Annotated in this window: 22 protein-coding genes and 1 pseudogene; 12 read left to right on the forward strand and 11 right to left on the reverse strand. The window is 67.6% G+C overall.

Annotation, left to right across the window (positions count from 1 at the left end; genetic code table 11):
* Positions 1-153: 153 nt before the first annotated feature.
* The 3 genes from ACFY16_RS17270 to ACFY16_RS17280 all read left to right on the forward strand — a co-directional run bounded on the left by ACFY16_RS17270 (position 154) and on the right by ACFY16_RS17280 (position 2,189).
* Complete coding sequence (locus ACFY16_RS17270; protein ID WP_390647957.1) at positions 154-870, forward strand: ParA family protein; 717 nt, start codon at positions 154-156, stop codon at positions 868-870.
* The gene (locus ACFY16_RS17275) at positions 867-1,751 is read left to right on the forward strand and encodes a hypothetical protein (RefSeq protein ID WP_382095682.1); all 885 of its coding nucleotides are present in this window, start codon (positions 867-869) and stop codon (positions 1,749-1,751) included. The genes ACFY16_RS17270 and ACFY16_RS17275 overlap by 4 nt, the downstream gene beginning before the upstream one ends.
* A gap of 165 nt (positions 1,752-1,916) precedes the next feature.
* Positions 1,917-2,189 carry a hypothetical protein gene (locus ACFY16_RS17280; RefSeq protein ID WP_351613292.1) on the forward strand — a complete coding sequence of 91 codons (273 nt, stop codon included), beginning with the start codon at positions 1,917-1,919 and terminating at the stop codon, positions 2,187-2,189.
* A gap of 20 nt (positions 2,190-2,209) precedes the next feature.
* Here ACFY16_RS17280 and ACFY16_RS17285 read toward each other — a convergent pair whose 3' ends face one another.
* The 3 genes from ACFY16_RS17285 to ACFY16_RS17295 all read right to left on the reverse strand — a co-directional run bounded on the left by ACFY16_RS17285 (position 2,210) and on the right by ACFY16_RS17295 (position 5,035).
* Entirely contained in the window at positions 2,210-3,070 is an 861-nt protein-coding gene (locus ACFY16_RS17285; RefSeq protein WP_390647958.1) for a tetratricopeptide repeat protein, read from the reverse strand.
* A gap of 108 nt (positions 3,071-3,178) precedes the next feature.
* Positions 3,179-3,643: a MarR family winged helix-turn-helix transcriptional regulator gene (locus ACFY16_RS17290; RefSeq protein WP_382146372.1), complete on the reverse strand. Its 465-nt coding sequence runs from the start codon at positions 3,641-3,643 to the stop codon at positions 3,179-3,181.
* Positions 3,644-3,808: 165 nt separating this feature from the next.
* A complete protein-coding gene (locus ACFY16_RS17295) occupies positions 3,809-5,035 on the reverse strand; it encodes an acyl-CoA dehydrogenase family protein (RefSeq protein WP_390647959.1) in 1,227 nt (408 codons plus the stop codon).
* Positions 5,036-5,098: 63 nt separating this feature from the next.
* Here ACFY16_RS17295 and ACFY16_RS17300 point away from each other — a divergent pair, with 63 nt between their 5' ends.
* Complete coding sequence (locus ACFY16_RS17300; RefSeq protein ID WP_390647960.1) at positions 5,099-5,926, forward strand: SDR family oxidoreductase; 828 nt, start codon at positions 5,099-5,101, stop codon at positions 5,924-5,926.
* Positions 5,927-5,937: 11 nt separating this feature from the next.
* Here ACFY16_RS17300 and ACFY16_RS17305 read toward each other — a convergent pair whose 3' ends face one another.
* The 3 genes from ACFY16_RS17305 to ACFY16_RS17315 form a co-directional block, all read right to left on the reverse strand.
* The gene (locus ACFY16_RS17305) at positions 5,938-6,105 is read right to left on the reverse strand and encodes a hypothetical protein (RefSeq protein ID WP_390647961.1); all 168 of its coding nucleotides are present in this window, start codon (positions 6,103-6,105) and stop codon (positions 5,938-5,940) included.
* Positions 6,106-6,476: 371 nt separating this feature from the next.
* Positions 6,477-7,889: a dihydrolipoyl dehydrogenase gene (gene lpdA / locus ACFY16_RS17310; RefSeq protein ID WP_390647962.1), complete on the reverse strand. Its 1,413-nt coding sequence runs from the start codon at positions 7,887-7,889 to the stop codon at positions 6,477-6,479.
* A 184-nt stretch (positions 7,890-8,073) separates the two neighbouring features.
* Positions 8,074-9,315: a saccharopine dehydrogenase NADP-binding domain-containing protein gene (locus ACFY16_RS17315; protein ID WP_390647963.1), complete on the reverse strand. Its 1,242-nt coding sequence runs from the start codon at positions 9,313-9,315 to the stop codon at positions 8,074-8,076.
* A 33-nt stretch (positions 9,316-9,348) separates the two neighbouring features.
* Between ACFY16_RS17315 and ACFY16_RS17320 the strand changes: the two genes are divergently transcribed.
* The gene (locus ACFY16_RS17320) at positions 9,349-9,978 is read left to right on the forward strand and encodes a TetR/AcrR family transcriptional regulator (RefSeq protein ID WP_388315802.1); all 630 of its coding nucleotides are present in this window, start codon (positions 9,349-9,351) and stop codon (positions 9,976-9,978) included.
* A gap of 65 nt (positions 9,979-10,043) precedes the next feature.
* Here the strand turns inward: ACFY16_RS17320 and ACFY16_RS17325 are convergent, their stop codons facing one another.
* From ACFY16_RS17325 to ACFY16_RS17335, 3 genes are all read right to left on the reverse strand, one after another.
* Positions 10,044-11,105 carry an LLM class flavin-dependent oxidoreductase gene (locus ACFY16_RS17325; protein WP_390647964.1) on the reverse strand — a complete coding sequence of 354 codons (1,062 nt, stop codon included), beginning with the start codon at positions 11,103-11,105 and terminating at the stop codon, positions 10,044-10,046.
* Positions 11,105-11,638 carry an SRPBCC family protein gene (locus tag ACFY16_RS17330; RefSeq protein ID WP_390647965.1) on the reverse strand — a complete coding sequence of 178 codons (534 nt, stop codon included), beginning with the start codon at positions 11,636-11,638 and terminating at the stop codon, positions 11,105-11,107. The genes ACFY16_RS17325 and ACFY16_RS17330 overlap by 1 nt, the downstream gene beginning before the upstream one ends.
* 107 nt (positions 11,639-11,745) lie before the next feature.
* Entirely contained in the window at positions 11,746-12,243 is a 498-nt protein-coding gene (locus ACFY16_RS17335; RefSeq protein ID WP_390647966.1) for a winged helix-turn-helix transcriptional regulator, read from the reverse strand.
* 107 nt (positions 12,244-12,350) lie between these two features.
* Here ACFY16_RS17335 and ACFY16_RS17340 point away from each other — a divergent pair, with 107 nt between their 5' ends.
* Positions 12,351-13,247 (forward strand): short-chain dehydrogenase/reductase, encoded by an 897-nt coding sequence (locus tag ACFY16_RS17340; RefSeq protein WP_382095649.1) that lies wholly within the window; start codon positions 12,351-12,353, stop codon positions 13,245-13,247.
* 38 nt (positions 13,248-13,285) lie between these two features.
* On the opposite strand, the gene ACFY16_RS17345 is transcribed toward ACFY16_RS17340, so the two are convergent.
* Positions 13,286-13,969, reverse strand: coding sequence for a TetR/AcrR family transcriptional regulator (locus ACFY16_RS17345; protein WP_388871039.1), 684 nt, complete (start codon positions 13,967-13,969; stop codon positions 13,286-13,288).
* A 260-nt stretch (positions 13,970-14,229) separates the two neighbouring features.
* Here ACFY16_RS17345 and ACFY16_RS17350 point away from each other — a divergent pair, with 260 nt between their 5' ends.
* The 5 genes and pseudogenes from ACFY16_RS17350 (at position 14,230) to ACFY16_RS17370 (ending at position 18,421) form a co-directional block, all read left to right on the forward strand.
* Positions 14,230-15,198: an enoyl-CoA hydratase/isomerase family protein gene (locus tag ACFY16_RS17350; protein WP_382278918.1), complete on the forward strand. Its 969-nt coding sequence runs from the start codon at positions 14,230-14,232 to the stop codon at positions 15,196-15,198.
* A 6-nt stretch (positions 15,199-15,204) separates the two neighbouring features.
* Entirely contained in the window at positions 15,205-16,128 is a 924-nt protein-coding gene (locus ACFY16_RS17355) for an alpha/beta fold hydrolase (protein WP_316783493.1), read from the forward strand.
* A gap of 35 nt (positions 16,129-16,163) precedes the next feature.
* On the forward strand, positions 16,164-17,639 hold the full coding sequence (locus tag ACFY16_RS17360; protein ID WP_390647967.1) for a class I adenylate-forming enzyme family protein: 1,476 nt from the start codon (positions 16,164-16,166) through the stop codon (positions 17,637-17,639).
* 28 nt (positions 17,640-17,667) lie between these two features.
* A pseudogene (locus tag ACFY16_RS17365) lies at positions 17,668-18,144 on the forward strand (MFS transporter); the annotation flags it as partial.
* Between the two features lie 28 nt (positions 18,145-18,172).
* Positions 18,173-18,421 (forward strand): CGNR zinc finger domain-containing protein, encoded by a 249-nt coding sequence (locus tag ACFY16_RS17370; protein ID WP_390647968.1) that lies wholly within the window; start codon positions 18,173-18,175, stop codon positions 18,419-18,421.
* Between the two features lie 71 nt (positions 18,422-18,492).
* Here the strand turns inward: ACFY16_RS17370 and ACFY16_RS17375 are convergent, their stop codons facing one another.
* Positions 18,493-19,002: a helix-turn-helix domain-containing protein gene (locus ACFY16_RS17375; RefSeq protein ID WP_316783501.1), complete on the reverse strand. Its 510-nt coding sequence runs from the start codon at positions 19,000-19,002 to the stop codon at positions 18,493-18,495.
* A 115-nt stretch (positions 19,003-19,117) separates the two neighbouring features.
* On the opposite strand from ACFY16_RS17375, the gene ACFY16_RS17380 reads away from it, so the two are divergent.
* Positions 19,118-20,131: an NADP-dependent oxidoreductase gene (locus ACFY16_RS17380; protein WP_390647969.1), complete on the forward strand. Its 1,014-nt coding sequence runs from the start codon at positions 19,118-19,120 to the stop codon at positions 20,129-20,131.
* Positions 20,132-20,287 lie beyond the last annotated feature (156 nt).

The following is a 20,287-nucleotide window of genomic DNA, read 5'->3' on the forward strand; positions in this document are numbered from 1 at the left end:
ACCTTCGTGGGTGTTCCCCACCCTGCCTGGCAGACCGCGAAGGCGGCCGTGCGCCATTCCGGCCGCCGCAGGGCAGCACGGGCGCCCCCGTCGTCGGCCCGCTCGCCGAAGCGCGCACCACACCCCTTCCCCTTTTCAGGAGATCAAGCACACGTGAACGAGAACACCCGTCACAAGACCCTGGCCGCAGCCACAGACCACGTCTGGGACGCGTTCGTGATCGTCGTCGGCATGCTCAAAGGCGGCACCGGCAAGACCACCTCGGCCTGGTTCATCGCCCTCTACTACGCCGTCGTCCTCGGCCTGCCCACGTTGCTGCTGGACGCCGACGCCACCAGCCAGTCCGCCTACGACTGGTTCAAGGTCGCCCAGGCCGCCGGCTTCGACGTTCCCGAGAACCTGATTGTCGAGCGGTACCCGTTCGACGACATCGCCGAGTACATCCGGGTCAAGCGCGCCGAGTTCGGCGCGATCGTGGTCGACGCCGGCGGCGGCAGCGCCCGCATCTTCCACGAGGCTGTTACCGAGGCGAACCTGCTGCTCGTGCCGGTCGCCCCTACAAAGATCGAGCGCCGCAAGCTCGTGGCGACCTTCGACGAGGCCGAGCGCGCCGCCGCACGCAACGAGCACGGCGTCACCGCCCATGTGGTCATGGTCAAGGCCGACGACCGCACCAGCCTGCCCAGCCGGGCCAAGGAGCAACTGCTGGAGCCCGCCGAGGGCGAGGGCATCGGCCCGGACCGCGACGAGGCGTTCCCGCTCGCCGAGACCACCATCCACTCCTGGGTGCACTACATGGAGGCCTTCGGCGAGATCCCCACCGAACTCAGCGAATACGCCAACCTGATGAAGGAGCTGACCGAGGCATGAGCGACAAGAACGACAGGCCGAAGCCGCCGACCCGCCGCACCGGCGGTCGCGCCCTGGGCGGGGCCAAGAAGACGACCCCGCCGCCCCCTCCCCCGGTCGCCGAGCTCACGCCCGAACAGTTCGCCGCCGAACAGGCCGCCGCCCAGGGCGAAGGCCGTCCCGCTGCCAGCGAGCCGCAGGCTCAGCCCGCTGTATCCATCGGGGTATCGACGCAGGACCTGACCGAGATGATGGCCGAGGTGGCGCAGGAGCCCGCGGCACCGCCCGCCCATCCGCGCGTCGAGGCCGCGCCGGGCAGCCCGGTGCAGGACCCTGCTGCCAGTCAGCCAGCCCGCCCAGCCGTCGTCGCCTCCGAGGCCGGAACAGAATCTCCTGTGGCGTCGATGGAGTGGCAGGCGCTTGGGCAGACCGTGGCCCCGGCTGCACAGCCTTCAGCACCTGCGGCTCAGCCCACGCCATTGGCCGAGCACGTCTCGCAGCAGGGGGCGTCTCAAGACACGGGAGCTGCTCCGGGTGTGGCGCACACCGCTGAGGTGGCGATTCACTCGACAGTTCTTCCCGTTATGGGAGCCGCTGCGTTCCCTGTGAGTGCTGGCGCAGCGAATCCTCAGCACGAGCAGCAAGCCGGTTCGGATACGGCGCCCAGTAACGGGACTTCATGGGAGCACGGGTCGGGGCGCCCGAAAGACATCCCGGAAGCGGCGGTCGTCCTCAATCAGCGCATCATCGCGCGCGAGAGCCTCGACTCCTCGGTCCCCGCCGCGCTGAAGCTGAAAAGGCGCATCAAGCGCTTCGCGCTGGACAACGAACTCGACCACCTGCCCATGGGCGACATCGTCTCGGTTGCACTGGACGAATGGCTCACCACCCGCGGCTTCTGACACGCCGTACGGCACAGGGGGCGGCCGCCAGCTCGCTGAGTGCGCGGCCGCCCCTTCCGCCGACTATTCCAATAGCCCAATAGGCGGCTAACTAGCCGCCTAGCCAGACTGATCGGAGCAGCCTTCGTGCCCGACCTCTCCCACCACGCCCGTCGGCTACGCGACATGGCCGACACACTCGAAGCCCAGTCCGAGCCCGCCGACGATCCACTCGCCCCTCATCCAGACACTCTCGCGGTCATCGGCAACCGCAACATCAAACGCGGACAGCTCAACTACGCCGTCCCCGACATCCTGCAACTCCAGCGACGAATCCGCCGCTACAACGCCGACCACGACGTTCCCCACGGCGACATCGTCGTGCTGGCCCTCGACACCTGGCTTCGTGCAAAGGGCTACCCACCCGACCTCACCCGGCCCCAGGCAAAGGCGCAATGAGTAGGGCGCCAGACCAATGGTTAGGTTTGGAGGGCGGCGAGCAGATCGCCAATTTGCCCTGCTTCCTCCATGAGGCCGAGGTCTTCGAACATGCGCTCCGCGCGCACGAAGTAGGTGACGGCCTGGTCTCTGTCACCCGACGTGGTCAATGCCATGCCGATACCGCACAACGCATGGGCGTGGAGGTCGCGGGCGTTGGCTTGCTTGCAGGCCGCTTCTGCCTGCAAGCAGTAGGCGATCTGTTGCTGTGGTGAGAGGTCGTCCAGCTGAGTACAGGTCAGTAGAATCGCCGCCTCAACGAGCGGGCTCCCCACGGCACGGCTGGCCTCGACGGCGCGTTGGCAAGCAGCCTGTGCCGCCTCAGGCCGTCCCGAGGCTTGCAGCGCGAAAGCCGCCGCGCACAGTGCATTCGCTTCATTCGTGGGGTCGCCGAGACGTTGAAAAAGGGAGGCGGCCTCTTCTGCTGTTGCACACGCCTCTGCGTAGTTCTCGAGCTCCTGATGGTCCAGGGAAAGGTTGTTCAGCACCGCGGCCTGTTCGCACAGATCCCCTACGGCTCGCTGGATGGCGAGAGCCTCTTGGTGGATTAGCAACGCCTCTGCAGGTTTCCCGGAGTCGTGCAGGGCAGAGCCCTTCCCATTGAGTGCCTTACCCCGTTCGTTGTGATCGTCGAGTGAAGCAAAAAGTGCGAGGGCCCGCTCGTAGGCGGCGAGAGCTTCGGCATAGCGTGAGGCACCGTTCAGTGCGATGCCGAGGTTGTTCCATGCGCCTGCCTCTGCGGCGATTGCTCCTGCCTGGTGGGCGATGGCGCAGGCGGTCGTTGTGACGGCGATCAGGTCGTCGAAGTACCCACGCCAGACGAGGTAGTCGTAGCGGACCACCGGAAGCTTGATGGCGATGTCTTGCTGCGCGACCTCGGCGGCCGCCCTTCCGGGACTTCGCCAGAACCGGGGCGTACCGCCGCACCCAGGTGCGATCCCCTCAAGCCGCTACGCCCGTCTCGCTCCATTCTGCTCCCGGGCGGCGTCGAACAGGGAGGTCAGAGTGGGACTTCCCGCGAGGCTGCCCAGCAGGGCGTGAAGCGAGTCTCGTTCCGTGGCACCCAGGTCTGCGAGGACTTCACCGTCGAGACCGACGAGTGTGCGGTTGAGGTCGGCAAGAACCTTGCGGCCTTCGGCGGTGATGTCCACGGCGTAGCGGCGACGATCCTGCGGATCTCGCTTCCGCTCGGCGTATCCGGTGCGCTCCAGGTCATCGAGAGTCGTCACCATCGTCGCCGGGTCGATGCGCAGGAATGAACCAAGTGCCAATTGCGGCATGGCGCCGTTGTCCGCAAGGGCTTGCAGGACGCTGTAGTGCCGCACCCGCAGACCGGTCCCGCCGATACCGTCCTCAGCGAGCCTGAACGCCACCTGCCCGAGCTTGATCAGCAGGCAGATGGTGTGTTCGGCCACTGTCCCTGGTACCAGCGGAGCCTCGGACATCGTTTATCCCGCCCATGGTTAGTCATACGTATGGTCCTGTCCATCGTACGAGAATGCCCGAGGCGGCGGGACCGCTGCAGGCCGACGGGAAGCCCCACTGTCCGTCGGCTTACTGCACCGGCGCGTCCTGGGCGATCAGCCGACGATGGCCCGACCGAAGATCTGCCGGGCTATGACCCACTTCTGGATCTCATTGGTCCCCTCATAGATCTCGCCGATCTTGCTGTCCCGGTAGATCGCCTCGACGGGGCCGGGGCTGCCGTCGGCACCCAGTTCGCGCGCGAAGCCGAGGCCTCCGAAGGCCTGGACGGCGTCGCGCGCCATGTCCACGGACAGCTTGGTGGCGTAGTACTTCGCCATCGCGGCCTCGGGCTCCGGGGACGGGTTGCCCGCGTCCAGGCGCAGGGCGGCCTTGGTGTAGAGGGTGCGGGCGTTCTCGATCTCGGTGGCCCGTTCGGCGAGCAGGAACTGCCAGTGCTGATTGGCGGCCACCGGCTTGCCGAAGGCGTGTCGCGTCGACAGGTGGGCCACGGTGTGGTCGAAGGCGGCCTGCGCCATGCCGACCCCGGCGGCCGCGATGCCGATCCGGCCATAGGTCAGAGTGGACAGCGCATGGCGCAGTCCCTGTCCCTCGGCGCCACCGAGGAGGTCGTCGTCGGTCAGGTGCACATCCGTGAAGCGGATGTCCGCGGTGAGCTGGCCGCGGTTGCCCATCTTGCGGTCGGGAAGGCCGACTTCCACTCCGGGAAGTGCCGTGTCGACGATGAACATGCTCAGCCGGGTGCCGGTGCGGGCGAGAACCACCACGAACCCGGCAACGGGCGAGTTGGAGATCCACCGCTTGTGGCCGTTCAGCACCCAGCCGGCCTCGGTGCGTATCGCCTCGGTCTGAACCGCCTGCGGGGACAGGTCACTTGAGGCGTCCGGCTCAGTGGTGGCGAAGGCACCGACCACTGAGCCCTCCGCGACTTTTCGCAGCCATCGCTGCTGCTGCTCCTCGGTGCCCTGCCGCAGGGCGTTGCCCGCCAGGATGCAGTGCACATCGAAGACGGCCGCGACGCTGCTGGAGTAGTAGGCCAGTTCCTCGATGGCCGCGGCGGTGGCGGTCGCCGGGTGGGTCAGACCGTCGCCGCCGACCTCGCTGGGGAAGGGGATCCGGAAGACCCCCGCCGACGCAAGCCCGTCAAACACCTGCCGGGGGAAGCCGTCCGTGCGCTCGTCGCCCCCCGCGATCGCCACGGCGTGCGGAGCCACTTCGTGCTCTGCGATCCGGCGCACGGCAGCGCGAACGGACTGTGTCTCTTTGGGGGCCAGGAGCTCGTGGTAGAGCCGGTCGATCTGGCGTGTGGGAGTCGAAGTCATACGTGGAAGATACCATTAGCATCGCATATCATTCGCCCTACAATCTATTTTGGAGGTTCAGTCATGACTCAGACGCTGGCCGGCAAGACCGTCCTGATGTCGGGAGGCAGCCGCGGCATCGGACTCGCCATCGCCCTGCGCGCGGCCCGCGACGGTGCGAACGTGGTGATGCTCGCCAAGACCGCAGTGCCGCATCCAAAGCTCGAAGGCACGGTCCACACCGCCGTCGACGAGGTTGAGCGCGCGGGCGGCAAGGGGCTGGCCGTAGTCGGCGACGTCCGCGAAGAGGACGATGTGCGCACCGCCGTCAACGCGGCGGTCAGCGCCTTCGGCGGCATCGACATCGTGGTCAACAACGCCAGCGCGATCGACCTGTCGTCGTCGGAGCAGCTGGAGATGAAGCGGTACGACCTGATGCAGGACATCAACACGCGTGGCACGTTCCTGCTGAGCAAGGCAGCGATCCCGCATCTGCGCGAGGCGAGTAACCCGCACATCCTCACGCTCTCCCCGCCGTTGAACCTCGCGCCGCACTGGGTGGGGAAGCATCTCGGTTACACCCTGTCGAAGTACGGCATGAGTCTGTGCACCATCGGGCTCGCCGAGGAGCTCGCCGCCGACGGCATCGCCGCCAACTCGCTATGGCCGCGGACCCTGATCAACACAGCCGCCGTGCGCAACGTGGTCGGCGGCGCCGGACAAGCCCGTAGTCCGCGGATCATGGCTGACGCCGCGTACGCCATCGTCACGCGTGACGCGCGGAAGTGCACCGCCAACCTGTTCATCGACGACAAGGTCCTCTCGGAGGAGGGCGTCACCGACCTGTCCGCCTACAGCCCTGTCGGCTTTGAGGGTGATCTCGCGCTCGACATATTCGTCGATCCGGCCTGATCCCGCACCGCTCAGCACATGAACGCGAGGGCGTTCTCAAGGACCTCGTCGGCGAGCTTCGAGCCGAAGGCAACGCGGGACAGTTGCAGCGACCCCGCCATCATCGCGAAGAGTCCGAGGGCCTTGGCGCATGCGGGCTTGGGATCCTCGGGCGTCAGATGGCCAACGATCTCGTCCACGATGGCCCGCGCGCCGTCGCTGCCGACCCGATTGACCGCGCCCGGGCAGCGGCTGACTCCTCGAGTAAGGCGACGGAAGGACATCCGACGCCGCACTGGTACCGGAGCCACCGACACCGTCCCGTCTGGAGCGCCAGCCGACGTGGCTAATGCCGGAGGCGGCACGAAGCCGTCCACTTCCCGGCCCAACAGCGCGGCGAACTCGATGGTGGTGAGATCGCCCCCGCTGGGGCCCATGGCCTGAAGACCGACGGGCAGCCGCTCCTGCCCTTGCTCACCATCTCCTCTGTCTGACTGCCTCGCGCGCAGGTCGGCAACGCGGCAGACCCCCGATGCATCCCCACACCGCATTTCGAGGGGACGGCGCCCTGCTACATGTTGATCATGTGGCCCGCGAGTCCGTGGACGGCTTCCTTGACCGCTTCGCCCAGGGTCGGGTGGGCGTGGACGTTGCGGGCGACCTCGTGGACGGTGAGGTCCCACTGCTGGGCCAGGGTCAGCTCGGGGAGCAGTTCGGTGACGTCCGGGCCGATGAGGTGGGCGCCGAGGAGCTCGCCATACCTGGCGTCGCTGATCAGCTTCACGAAGCCGGTCGCATCACCGAGGCCGTGCGCCTTGGCATTCGCGGTGAACGGGAACTTCGCCACCTGGACGTCGTACCCCTTCTCCCTCGCCTGCGCCTCGGTGTAGCCGAAACTGGCGATCTGGGGCTGGCAGTAGGTGGCGCGCGGGATCATCGCGTAGTCCAGCTCCATGGTCTCCGCGTCCACGAGGGTCTCGGCGGCGATCACGCCCATCGCCTCGGCGGCGTGCGCGAGCATCAGCTTCGCGGTGACGTCGCCGATGGCGTAGATGTGCGGCACCGAGGTGCGGCAGCGGCCGTCGACGTCGATCGCGCCGCGCTCGGTGACGCGCACGCCGGTGTTCTCCAGGCCGTAGCCGGTGACGTTCGGCGCGAATCCGATCGCCTGGAGGACCTTGTCGGCCTCCAGGACCTGCTGGGCGCCGTCCTTGCCGGTGACCGTGACACGGACCTGCGCGCCGGACTCGTCGATCGACTCGACACGGGTCGAGGTGAGGACGTCGATCCCCAACTTCCGGTACTGCTTGGCCAGCTCGGCGGAGACCTCCTCGTCCTCCAGCGGCGCGACCCGGTCCAGGAACTCGACGATGGTGACCTTCACGCCGTAGTTGTTCAGGACGTAGGCGAACTCGATGCCGATCGCGCCGGCGCCGGCGATCACGATGGACTGCGGCAGGTCCTCGGCGAGGATCTGTTCCTCGAACGTCACCACTCGGGAGGTACGGCGGGTGCCCGGTAGCAGCTTGGGGGTGGCGCCGGTGGCGATGATGCAGTCGTCGAAGCCGATGGTGCGGGTGTTGCCGTCGTAGTCGGCGACCTGGAGCGTGTGCGGGTCCAGGAACGTGCCGCGGCCGCTGATTTCCGTGATCTTGTTCTTCTTCATCAGGTAGTGGACGCCCTTGACCCGGCCGTCCGCGACCTTCCGGCTGCGGCGGAAGGCTTCCCCGTAGTCGAAGGAGACCTGCCCGTCGACCTTGATTCCGAAGGTCTTCGCCTCGCGCGTGAAGATGTGTGCGAGCTCGGCGTTGCGCAGCAGGGCCTTGGTGGGGATGCAGCCCACGTTCAGGCAGACGCCGCCCCAGTACTTCTCCTCGACGACCGCAACGCGCTTGCCCAGTTGGGCGGCCCGGATGGCGGCGACGTATCCGCCGGGGCCCGCACCAAGTACGACGACGTCGAAGCGCTCGCCCTGCTCGTCCATGGAAGGTTCCTTTCCGCTGGGGTGGTCGGCTCCTCGCGAGGGACCGGCCGGCTCCCGATCGAACAACGTGTTCATCAACTCATTAGTGGCAGCTTCAGCCACCGCCTGCCTCAGGGAAAGCGCAGGCAGTCCCCGATGCGTCCATCTCAGCGCCCCGACGCCATGATCTATGCCCGGGCAGCGATCAGCGGCGGCGCGCCGACACCTCATCGACTTCCTGCACTCCGGCCTCGGCTGCACCGCGCCTGAGGGTGTCGAGCCCGAAGGCCGCGACCGGTCCGTGCGCGCCAGGTTCGAGGACCGCATCCGGCGCCGCTGCCTGCACCGCGCCCCACGCCAGAAGAGATCCCGTCATCTCGTACGGATCCGGCCCGGTGCGGGTTGTCGTGACCAGGGGCCGGCCCTGTCCGTCACGGGCGACAGCGATCACCAGGGAACGGCCGTCGAGATCCGGTTCACGGCGGGATCCCGGGAGCCGCTCGGACCATCGCGCCAACGCGGCCCGCACCTTCGCCGACCGCAGCAATGGCGCCTGCAGGGTGGCGGCGATCTGTATCGGCCGGGTCCACCGTCCGAGCCAGCCCAGGCCTACCTCGACACTCTCCAACTGGGGGAAAACCGCCGGGAGTCCGAGATGCTCCGTGCCCGGGACGGTCATGGCCGAACGCTTCACACCGGCGTAGCAAAATGTGCGGACCCTCTTGGCGGCACGTTCGTCGATCAGCCGGGAAGGCTGCCCGGGACGTGCAGGACGGTAAGCGAAGCCGTCCTCGGCCGCCGCGGCAACGAGTGTCTGCCGCGTACCTGCCGTGGTCAGGGTGTAGGAGTCGCGCAGAGTGGTGCGGTAGAGCAGTTCGTCCCCGTGTCCCGAGCGGGTGATGAAGTAGCCGATCTCGACATGTCGTGCCCGCTCGCCTGCCGTGTCCAGAGCCAGCGCGCCGGCGAGGTTGCCCGGCACGTAGTCATAGCCGAACGACGGCACGAGAGTCGCTCCCCGGGCGGCGGCCACGGAGTCCAGCTCATCGCGGACACGGCGAGCGAAGGGCCCCTCCCCCGCGGAGTCGAAGTAGTGGGCCCCTGTCCGCGCGGCGGCCGTGACCGGGACCATACCGACGTGGGTGAACGGCCCGACGGTAGAGAGGACCACGTCGCTGGGCTCCAGGAGGCGCGCGAAGTCGGACGCCGACGTGGCGTCCACCTCGAACACCGGAAGCTCTGCCTCGAAGGTGTCAGCCAGAGCCAGCATCCTGGTTCGGCTACGCCCGGCCAAGGTCGGCTTCTCGCCTCGTGCGAGCAGTTCCCGGAGCACTCGCTGTCCGGTGTATCCCGTCGCCCCAGCAACACGATCCTGCGCTTTCCCACGGCTCCGCCTGCCTTCCCGGAGGGCATTGTCATGACGACCATCGACCGACCGTGAGTCATTCATTGACTTTGGGTCATTGAATATACGATGGCACACATGAGAGGGCCAAACCGACGCCAGATGTACGCGGAGCAGACCCAGGCGGACCTGGTGGCGACCGCGCGCAAACTGTTCGTCGACAACGGCTTCGCGGGCACGTCGGTCGAGGCCATCACCGGGGCGGCGCTGGTGAGCAAGGGCACCTTCTATCACCACTTCGCGAACAAGAAGGCGATGTTCGCCGAGCTGTACACGGAACTCATTCAGCAGGTCGGGGCTCTGGGAGACGCGACGTCCGAGGCGGTCCGGGCCACGCCGGACGAGCCTGCCATGACCGCGGTGGCCAACCTCACGCACGCCTTCCTGCGGCGGACCATCGACGACCCCCTGCACCGTGAGCTGATGGCCCAGGCACCCGCGGTCCTGGGCGAGCAGTACCGGCACATCAACGAAACCGTCGCCCAACCGCCGATCGAACGGCTCCTGACCGTTCTAGCCGAACGCGGCGACCTGAAACCGGATGTACCTGTCGCCACCGTCGCCCGGCTGCTCTTGGCAGGCCTGTGCGAGGGCAACCAGATCATCGCCGCCGCGGCGGATCGGGAAGATGCCCTGGCCAGGACGTTCCGCGCGATCACCCTGCTGATCTCGGGCCTGGCCGCCGACGACATCAGCGCCCGCGGTTGACCTGACCGGGACCCCGTCGACGGCGCTGACGCCGAGCGGCCCTCGTTGACCGGCGTGACCCGTCGCTACCGTGCCGCCTCGTCCTCGATGTCGCGGACCATGTCGATGGCCCGGCCCAGGGTCGCGAGTCGGGCGGCGAGGGTCTCCCCGGCGGGATAGAAACGAACGGTGTCGACACCGGTGTCGCGCCACACGCGCAGCCGCTCGCGCACCATGTCCTCGGTTCCGATCAGCGTGGTCGCCAGCACCATCTCGTCGGTGACCAGGCCGACCGCGCCGTCCCGGTCCCCCGCCTGCCAACGTGTCCGGACCTCGGCCGCCACCTCGGCCCAACCCTGGCGGCTGTAGGCGTTGTTGTAGAAGTTCGTGGTCGCCGAGCCCATGCCGCCGAGGCTGAAGGCAAGCTCCTTCTTGCGCCCGGCGACCATTGCGCGCAGCGCGTCCTCGTCTTCGGCGAAGGCAACCTCGGCGCCCTGGCAGATGTCCAGGTCCGAGCGGCTGCGACCAGCGGCAGCCAGGCCCTGGTCCAGGTGGTCGAAGTACGCCTCCTTGGCACCCTCGGGTACGAAACTGGTGCCCAGCCAGCCGTCCGCGATCTCACCGGTCAAGTGCAGCATCTTCGGGGAGAGGGTCGCCAGGTAGACCGGGATGTCGTACTCGGCGCGCATCGACAGCCGCATGGGCTTGGCTTCCCCGCCCGGCAGGGGGATCTGGAACTCCCGCCCGGAGTAGGCGACTTTCTCCCCCGACGCGGCCCGCCGCACGATCTCGACGGTCTCTCGCATCCGTGACAGCGGACGGTCGAAGGGCACTCCGTGCAGCCCTTCGATCACCTGCGGCCCGGAGGGTCCGAGTCCGAGAAGGAAACGCCCGTCGGAAATCCGGGACAGCGTGATCGCGGCGCGGGCGATGGCCATCGGCGTGCGGGTGCCGAGCTGGATGATTCCCGATCCGAGCAGCATGCGCTCGGTCCTCGCGGCGAGGTAGCCCAGCGGCGAGGGCGCCTCGGAGCCCCACGCCTCCGCCACCCAGCAGATGTCCAGACCGAGCTTCTCCGCCTCGGTGACGTAGTCGACGATCTCCTGCCAATCGGCGCCGGAGGCTTCGATCGTGGTAGAGGTGCGCATCAGAGAGTCGCCTCGCCAGAGGCCCCGGCGCCCTCAGCCAGCTTCTTGATCCCCTCGACAGTGGCGATCATGTTGGCCTCGAACTCCCGCATGCGCACGAAGACGATCTTCTGCTCCTTCTCCGGCATACGGTCGATGGCGAAGGAGAGACCCGAGCGAGCGGGCCCCATCTGCATCCATTCGCGCAGCAGAGTGCCGCCGTCCTGCGGCTCCAACAAGAACCGCCAGATCGCAGTCGGGTTCAACGGGTCCTCCACCGCCCAAGCGAACCTCCTCGACGGCTCACACTCGACGATGTGGGACGTGGTGGCCCACTCCCCCAAGGACTCATGACTGCTCCGGCCGATGAATCGGGCCCCCAGGGCAGGGCCGCCTCCGCCATCCAGCCACTCGACCGATTGCAGCTCGGGACTCAGGCGCGGCATCAGCTCGATGTCAGACACCAGCGTCCACACCTCTGTCGGTGGGGCGGCGATCCAGGTGTGGACTTCAACCGTCGGCTTGTCCGCATAGCGCGCGCCCGTCCACTCCATGATCCCGCAACCTCTCGCTAAAGACACCCACGTGAGCTTTTGACCTGTAAAGTTGCGTAGATAGACTTACCTGTCAAGAGTGAGTGCGGATCTGCGGAACCGCTGAGTCAGCCCGCGAAACGCTCCCGCACATCCGGCCGCCCGGCCAGATGCGGTGGATAGCCGGGGCCCATCCGGGGACGGGTGTTGTCCGCGGTCATCGGCTCACCACAGACGGCGCAGACCACCTCGGCATAGGTCTCCTGACCGCACACGTCGTGACGCATGGCCACCGGCGGGCCCGCTTCACCGGCCAGCCAACGGTCCCCCCAGCGATTCATCACCAGCAGCACACCGTAGAAGTCGCGCCCCTTCTCGGTGAGCACGTAGTCGTAGCGAACCGGCTCCGCCTGGTACGGCCGCTTCTCCAGCAGCCCCTCCTCCACCAGCCGGCGTAGCCGGTCCGTGAGCGTGTTGCGCGCGATCCCCAGCGACTCCTGGAACGCGTCGAACCGCCGGATCCCGTAGAACGCCTCACGCAGCACCAAGGGCGTCCACCAGTCCCCGAGCAGGTCCATGGTCCGCGCGATCGAGCAGGGCCACTGAGCAAAGGATGTCCGCCTCATGACAGCCAGCATAGGTTCGTCCAGTCATGAGACCTAGCAGGTACAGCGAGTACGGAACCTGCGCGCGATGCCTTGTGTTCCATAAATAACGAAGTTATGTTGCCGCCATGAAACGTGACTTGCTGGGCAGAAAGCTGGTTGTCACCGGAGCGGCACGCGGGATCGGCGAGAAGGTGGCCCGCCTGGCCGCCGCCCGAGGGGCTCGTGTGGCCCTGATCGGCCTGGAGTCCGATCGGCTGCGCGCCCTCGCCGATGATCTAGGACCCGCCGCCTCATGGTCTGAGGCCGATGTGCGTGACGGTGCCGCCCTCCGGTCAGCGATCGACGGGGCCGCGGAGGTCATGGGCGGCGTCGACCTCGTCGTCGCCAATGCCGGCGTCGTGGCGTACGGAACGGTGCGGCAGACAGATGAGGCGTCGTTCGAGCGGGTCCTGGACGTCAATTTGAACGGGGTGTTCCGCACCCTTAAGTACGCGACGCCCCATCTGGAGCGCAGCCGGGGCCATGTACTGGTCGTGGCGTCCGCGCTCTCCTTCATGCCGCTGGCCGCGATGGCCTCGTACGGCGCGAGCAAGGCCGCGGCCGAGATGCTCGCCCTGACCTACCGCCAGGAGGTGGCACACCTCGGGATCACGGTCGGCCTCGTGCACCCCTCCTGGATCGACACGGACCTCGTCCGGGGGGCCGAGGCAGACCTCCCCTCGTTCCAGGGGCTGCGCCGACGGCTGCCCTATCCGGGCAATGTCACCACGAGCGCCGACCGGGCTGCCGCTGCGATCGTCGACGGGCTCGTGCGCCGACGCAGCCGCGTGTACGTCCCGCGCGCCGTCGCCGTGGCCAACTGGGCCAAGGGGGCACTGAACTCGCCGCTGACCTGGCCCTGGGCTCGGCGTTTCGCGGCCCGCGCGGTTCCGTCCCTGGAACGGGAGGTCGAGGCATTGGGGAGGCATGACCAACTCACGCCGGGTACCAACAGCCCCACCGTGGAGACCAGGTCGCCCTAGCGTGGAGCGCAAGGGGCGGCACCCGGCCGCCCCCCTTCTCACAGGCCTTGGATGATGGATTCGTACAAGCGCGCGCCGGCCTCGTGCGAGGCCTCGGCACGTTCACGCCTGTCACCCAAGCCGACAGAGAAGTTCACACCCATCGGTAGAAGCACCTGCATCACCGCGTCGTCGAACTCGACGAAGTGCTCGGCCAGTTCAAGGGTGATGTAGCCGTGTACAAAGCTCCACAACTGAGCGGCTATGACCTCGGGTCGCTGCTGCCGGCCCCTGCCGGAGCGCACGAGCCGTTCGCACGCCGCGACGACATGGGCGTGGGCTTCTCGAAATCCCGGTGAGCGCCCACTCAGGCGAAGGTCCGCGTCCGACAGCGGCCGGTATGTCGCGCGAGTGGACAGGCCGAACATCAGGTCGTAGAGGTGAGGGTTCTCGTGGGCCATTCGACGACACGTCAAGGCCATGGCGAAGAGTTCCGCGATCGGATCCTCAGTCACCGGCACCTGGGCAAAAGCTCTACCGAGTTCCTTGAACCCATGGTCGGCAACGGCGCTCATCAGCTCAGGGATCCCGCCGAAGTGGCTGTAGACCACCATGGTCGACAGTCCGCTCGCGGAAGCCACCGTGCGCGCCTTGATGGCCGACGGCCCCTGCTCGGCCAGCAGACCGATGGCCGCCTGGACAAGTCGCTCCTGCGCGTCTCCGACCCTCGCCCGCCCTGCCATGTCTCGCCCGCCTCCACCGTTGACACATTGAAAATAACTTGGTTATCTAACTCTTCACGGCAATGTTACACATTGTGGGCGACATGTCGTCACGGGCACGGCGTACGTCTCTGGACCCGTCGTCACGCGCTGCCCAGTCTCATGCCGCCTGCGCGGACACAACCCCCGGGGCGAACACGACCCCATCACTGCCACACGCGGCCGCAACTGTCCCACGCACTTTCCCACCCCTCCATGAACTCAGCACGGGAGCAGACTTCATGCCGTACACAGACAAGGGCCATCTCAAGATCGAGGACCGGGGAGCCGTCCTGGTCGTCCGTGTCGACGGTGGCCCGCACCAGGAGTTCGGCCTCGACATCTCCACCCAGCTGGACAAACTGGTGGACCGGGCCGACCGCGATCCGAACATTCGTGCCGTCGTCTTCACCGGGGCGCATCCCGAACGGTTCGTCAGCCATGCCGCGGTCCGATGGCTTCAAGAAGAGGGCGCAGCCAGCCCTACCGTCGGCCGCCGTGGAGCCGCCGCCGTCGTGCGCATGGCAAAGCACGTGGACCGATCTCGTCTCCTGGGCACCTTGATGCGCAAGACTCCGATGCGAGGTGCCCTCCAACTGGAGCGCCTGCACACGACGTTCCTCCGGATGAACCGCAGCGGTGTCCTCTTCGTCGCTGCCCTCAACGGTTCGGCTCTCGGCCTCGGCGCGGAGTTCGCCTGGGCCTGCGATCTGCGGGTCATGGCTGACGGAGACTTCTTCATCGGCCAGCCAGAAGTCCTCCTCGGCATCATTCCCGGCGGAGGCGGCACCCAGCGGTTGACTCGCCTGATCGGTACCCACCGGTCCTTGGCAGCGATCCTCGAAGGCAAGCCCTTCACACCTGCGGAGGCTCTCGCCAATGGAGCGGTCGACCAGGTCGTTCCGCAGGACCAGGTGGTCACACAGGCGATAGAACTCGCTGAACGCCTCGGCAAGCGTTCGAAGGGATCGGTCGCGGCTGCCAAGAGGTCGGTGTACTTCGGCGGCTCCATGTCACTGGAGGACGGTCTGCACGTCGAACGCGCCGAGTTCTTCACCAGGGTGATGTCGCAGGAAGGTCAGGAATTGATGCTCGGCTACCTGAATGCGACAGACGTGATCGGCGAACTCCCGCTCTACAGGCCTGACACCTACACGCAGGCACTCGCCTCGGGCAGCGTGCCCCGGCGCCGCTCGACGAATGAACGGTGACTCGACATGACAGCACCACAGCCCTTCATCCGGCACAACGTCACCTTCCCCTCCGGCGACAGTACCTGCGCCGGCTGGCTCTACCTGCCCACGGGTGTCACCTCCCCGCCCGTCGTCGTTCTCGGACACGGCCTGGGCGCCACCCGCGAGATGCGCCTCGACGCCTTCGCCGAGCGTTTCGCACAGGCCGGCATCGCCTCCCTTGCCTTCACGTACCGACACTTCGGGGACAGCGGCGGCCACCCTCGCCAGCTCCTGTCGATCAAGCGCCAGCTGGCCGACTGGGACTCCGCCCTCGCCTACGTCAAGACACGCCATGATGTCGACCGCGCACGCGTCGCGGTGTGGGGCAGCTCCTTCGGCGGCGGCCACGCCATCACGGTGGCCTCTCGACATCCGGAACTACGCGCGGCCGTGGCCCAGTGCCCGTTCACCGACGGTCTCGCCTCCGCGCTCGCGCTCGGCCCGGTCGCCTCGCTCAGAATGACCCCCGTACTTGCCCGGGATCTGACAGCCAGAGTGCGTGGTAAGGCACCCGCGATGGTTCCCATCGCCGCCGCCCCTGGCTCCCCGGCCCTCATGAACGCTCCGGACGCCCTCCCCGGATACCAGGCGCTGCAGCCACCCGGGAAGACGTTCCGCAACGAGGTCGCGGCACGCGTGATCCCGACCATCGCCGGCTACCGGCCCGGGCGGGCCGCGAAGAAGGTCGCCATGCCGATCCTCTTCTGCGTCAGCAACACCGACTCCGTCACCCCTCCCGCCCAGACTCTGCGGTACGCGCGCACCGCGCCCCAGGGAGAGATCAAGCGGTACGACGCCGGTCACTTCGACTTCTACACCGGCGAGACGTTCGAGGAACTGGTACGCGACCAGATCGAGTTCCTCGCCCGCCAGCTGCACCCGGCACCCGCCGCATCGACGACTTGACCGGATCGCATCACACCGAGACAGGTATGCCCGCCATGAATTTCGCTTCTCTGCCCGATCGCCGAGCCGAGGTCGACCCCCAGGGGGCCGCGGTCTCGGACGGGCGGCAGTCCCTCACCAACGCCCAGCTATTGAGCCGCGTCCGACGGACAGCACGTCAGCTCCACGATCTCGGAATCGGTCCCGGTGACGTCGTCGCCCTCAAGCTGACGAACCGCGTCGAGTTCGTCCTTCTGCTGTTCGCCGCCTGGCGGCTCGGCGCCACCATCACGCCGGTCAACCCGAGCATGACCGATGTCGAAGTGGTCCGGCAGCTCAAGGACTCCGGTGCGCGCCTGCTCGTGGTCGAGGACGGTTCGGAAACCACGGCAGGCCTGGCCACACTCACCGTCGGTGAACTGCGCGAACATCAGGCGCCGGAGTGGGATCATGCACCGCGTCTGGACTCGTCCGCGCTGGCTCTCCTCATCTACACCAGCGGCACGACCGGGGTACCCAAGGGCGTGATGCTCGACCACGCCAACATCGACGCCATGGTGGAGATGGGACGCCAGGCTCTCGAGCTGGGGCCGAGCGACCGCTGCCTGCTGATCCTGCCGCTCTTCCACGTGAACGGCATCGTGGTCAGCATCCTGACGCCGCTTCTTGCCGGCGCCAGTGTCGTCATCACGGGCCGCCGGTTCGACCCCCACCACTTCTTCGACCTCGTCGAACAGGAGCGCCCCACCTTCTTCAGCGCCGTCCCGACGATCTACAGCATGCTCGCAGCACTCCCTGACGACGTTCGGCCCGACACATCGTCGGTGAGGTTCGCGGTCTGCGGCGCCGCACCTGCCTCCGACGAGTTGCTGACCCGGTTCGAGGCCCGGTACGGGTTTCCCCTCGTCGAGGGGTACGGGCTCTCCGAAGGAACCTGCGGCTCCACCATCAACCCCGTCGGGGGACCCCGTCGCGCAGGAACCGTGGGGCTTCCCTTCCCCGGCCAGGAGATCCGGATCCTCGACGCCGACGGTACGGAGGTGGCGCCGGGCACGGACGGTGAGGTCGTCGTGAGGGGCCCCAACGTCATGCGTGGCTATCTCGGCCGCCCGGACGAAACGGCCCGGGTCGTCGTCGACGGCTGGTTGCACACGGGCGACGTGGGTCACGTCGACGCCGAGGGCTATCTGACCCTGGTCGGGCGCTCGAAAGACATGATCATCCGTGGTGGGGAGAACATCTACCCCAAGGAGATCGAGGACGTGCTCGCGAGCGACCCGTCGGTCCTCGAGGCCGCAGTGATCGGCGTACCCGACGAGAAGTGGGGCGAGGTGGTGGTCGCCTACGTTCAGCCCCGGCCTGGTTCGACCGTCGACGCCGCGGCGCTCAAAGCGCTTTGCGCGCGCAGCCTGACCGGCTTCAAGCGCCCGGCCTCATACGTCGTGGTGGAAGCCATCCCGAAGAACGCGGTAGGCAAGATCGACAAAGGCTCCTTGCGGGCAGGCCACACTGCCGTCCCTGCAGGGTCCTGATCAGCACAGTTGAGGTTATGAGCCGCACCTGTCCGACCGCATCGGCGGCGCTCCCGTTGTCACAGCCGGCATGGCCCTGAACACGGCGGGCCTGGGGCTCTGGGCGCTGGCCGTCGAGCCGCAGGTGTCGTACACCTCGCTTCTGCCGGCGCTGATCGTCTGCGGAATCGGCATGGGTGTGTTCTTCGCTCCCAGCGCGAACCTCGTCATGAGCACGGTCCGCCCGGAGGAGCAGGGCAGAGCCTCCGGTGCCAACAACGCGATCCGCGAGGTCGGCGGTGCCATGGGCGTCGCATCGCTGGCGGCGGTGTTCTCCGCGCAGGGCGGCTACGAATCGGCCTCACTGGTCGTGGACGGGCTGGTGCCGGCGCTCTGGGTCGGTGCCGGTGCGGTCGGCCCGGCGGCGGCCCTGGCTCTCCTGATGCCCCGGCGGCACGGGGCTGACGGCCCAGCTGCCGGCCTTGCCACGGAAGACGCTCCGGCCGGCGCATCGGTCGCAATCTGAGCTCCACGCCGGGGGGTGGCCCAGCCTGTTGCAGCTGGGCCACCCCCCGGCGCTCCCGTCCTTCACGCTCGTCGCTCAGGATGCCGTCGATCTACTTCTGTCCGCCGAGATCCGGCGCGTACGCGTCTGCGGCGCGGACACCTGCGCCCTGCGCTTCTTGGACCGCTCCCCTGCCCACAACCGCCGCTGGTGCTCCATGGCGCGCTGCGGCAACCGCACCAAGGTCCGCCTCCACCAGGCCCGGGCCAGAGGGAGCGAGCACACCCCGAGAGGCTGAGGCCCTCCGCCCGGCACCCTCGTCTACAGCCAGCGACGTCGCGCCGATCGCCCGACGCAACCGCGTTCAGCTCACTCGGCGGCCTTCATGCGAAAAGCGGGCCCAGGAACGCTCTCGATGTCTTCCTCCCGCACGGAGTGGCCTTGTTCGCAGCGGACGTGGACGTTTACGTGCGCGCCGCACCCACGGTGCCGCGTCAGCACGGCCGGCCCCTCCGGATCGGCGCGATACCGGTCGCCCCACTGCAGGAGCCCCATCACGGCCGGCACGAGATCCATGCCCTTCGGGGTGATCACGTACTTCGGCCGGCTCCGCGCACCCGGCTCCTTGTAGGTCTCGGTGGCCAGGATCCCTTCCTCCACCAGCATCCGGAGTCGCGCCGCGAGCAGGTTGCGAGGACAGCCCAGGACGCGTTCGAAGTCACCGAAGCGGGACGAGCCGTACCAGACCTCGCGGAGGATCAGGATCGTCCACTTCTCCCCCACGACCTCAAGGGTCCGCGCGATCGAGCAGTTCGACATGTCCCGGTCGAGACGGGGGTCCATGCCGGAGTCCTGAAGAGCTTCGGTCCACACATCCATGGGGTGATACTAACCTCGCCTAAGTTTACTTTCCTATACCCAGCAAGTAGCGTCACAACTGGCACATCAACCCGGCCGCGCACGCGAAGCGGGGCCTCCCAGAAAGGCGGCCGGCATGAAGGCATTCGTCGTCGCGAAGTACGGCAAGAACGGCGCCCGCGCCGCACAGGTACCCGAGCCCACCGTCGGGGACCGCGACGTCCTGGTCAGAGTGAGCGCCGCCAGCATCAACCCGCTGGACAAGATGGTCCGCAACGGAGAGTTCAAGCAACTCCTGAAGTACAGGCTTCCGTTCACCCTCGGCCACGACGTGTCCGGCGTCGTGACGCGTGTCGGTTCCGCCGTACGCGGCTTCGAAGTGGGGGACGAGGTCTACGCCCGTCCCCGCGACCTGCGGATCGGCAGTTTCGCGGAGTTCATCGCGATCGACCAGGACGACGTCTCGCCCAAGCCGGCCTCACTCACCTTTGAAGAGGCAGCCGCAGTACCGCTGGTGGCCCTGGCTGCCTGGCAGATCCTCGTCGACCGCGCCCGCGTGCAGCCGGGCCAGAAGGTACTCATCCACGCCGGTGCCGGTGGCCTCGGATCGACGGTCATCCAGCTCGCCAAGCACCTCGGCGCCACAGTGGCGACGACGACTGGCACCGACACCGAGAAGCTGGTCAGGAGCCTCGGCGCCGACGTCGTCGTCGACTACACCAAGGAAGACTTCTCCAAGGTGCTGTCCGGCTACGACCTGGTGCTGGACTCCCTGGGCGGGACAAACCTCGAGAAGTCCCTGACGGTGCTGAGGCCCGGCGGTCTGGCCATCGGTGTCGTCGGCCCGCCGGACGCCGGGTTCGCCAAGCAGCTCGGCGCCCCCTCGTTCATGGGCCTGGTGATGAACACGCTCAGCCGCAAGGTCCGCAAGCAGGCCAAGGCGCTGGGCGTGCGCTACCAGTTCCTCTTCATGCGGGCCGACGGCTCCCAGCTGCGCAAGCTCAGCGCCCTCTACGACAGCGGGAAGCTCCGCCCGGTCGTCGACAGGACCTTCCCGTTCGACCAGACGCTCGAGGCGATGGCGTACGTCGAGCAGGGCCGCACCAAGGCCGGCAAGGTCGTGGTCTCGATGGTGCCCGACGGCGACTGAGATCAGGCCGGGCCGCTACGCCGCCCCGAGCCGTGGTCGATACCTCGCACCCGTTGCGCGTCAGGCTGGGTCACGGCTCCGAACCACTGCGCCTATGCGAGCCCGCCGAGGCGGAGAGACGGAGATTTCACCGCGCCAGGCGAAATCCCCTTACGG

This window comes from Streptomyces sp. NPDC001315 (assembly GCF_042896175.1).
In the GTDB taxonomy this organism is placed as follows: domain Bacteria; phylum Actinomycetota; class Actinomycetes; order Streptomycetales; family Streptomycetaceae; genus Streptomyces.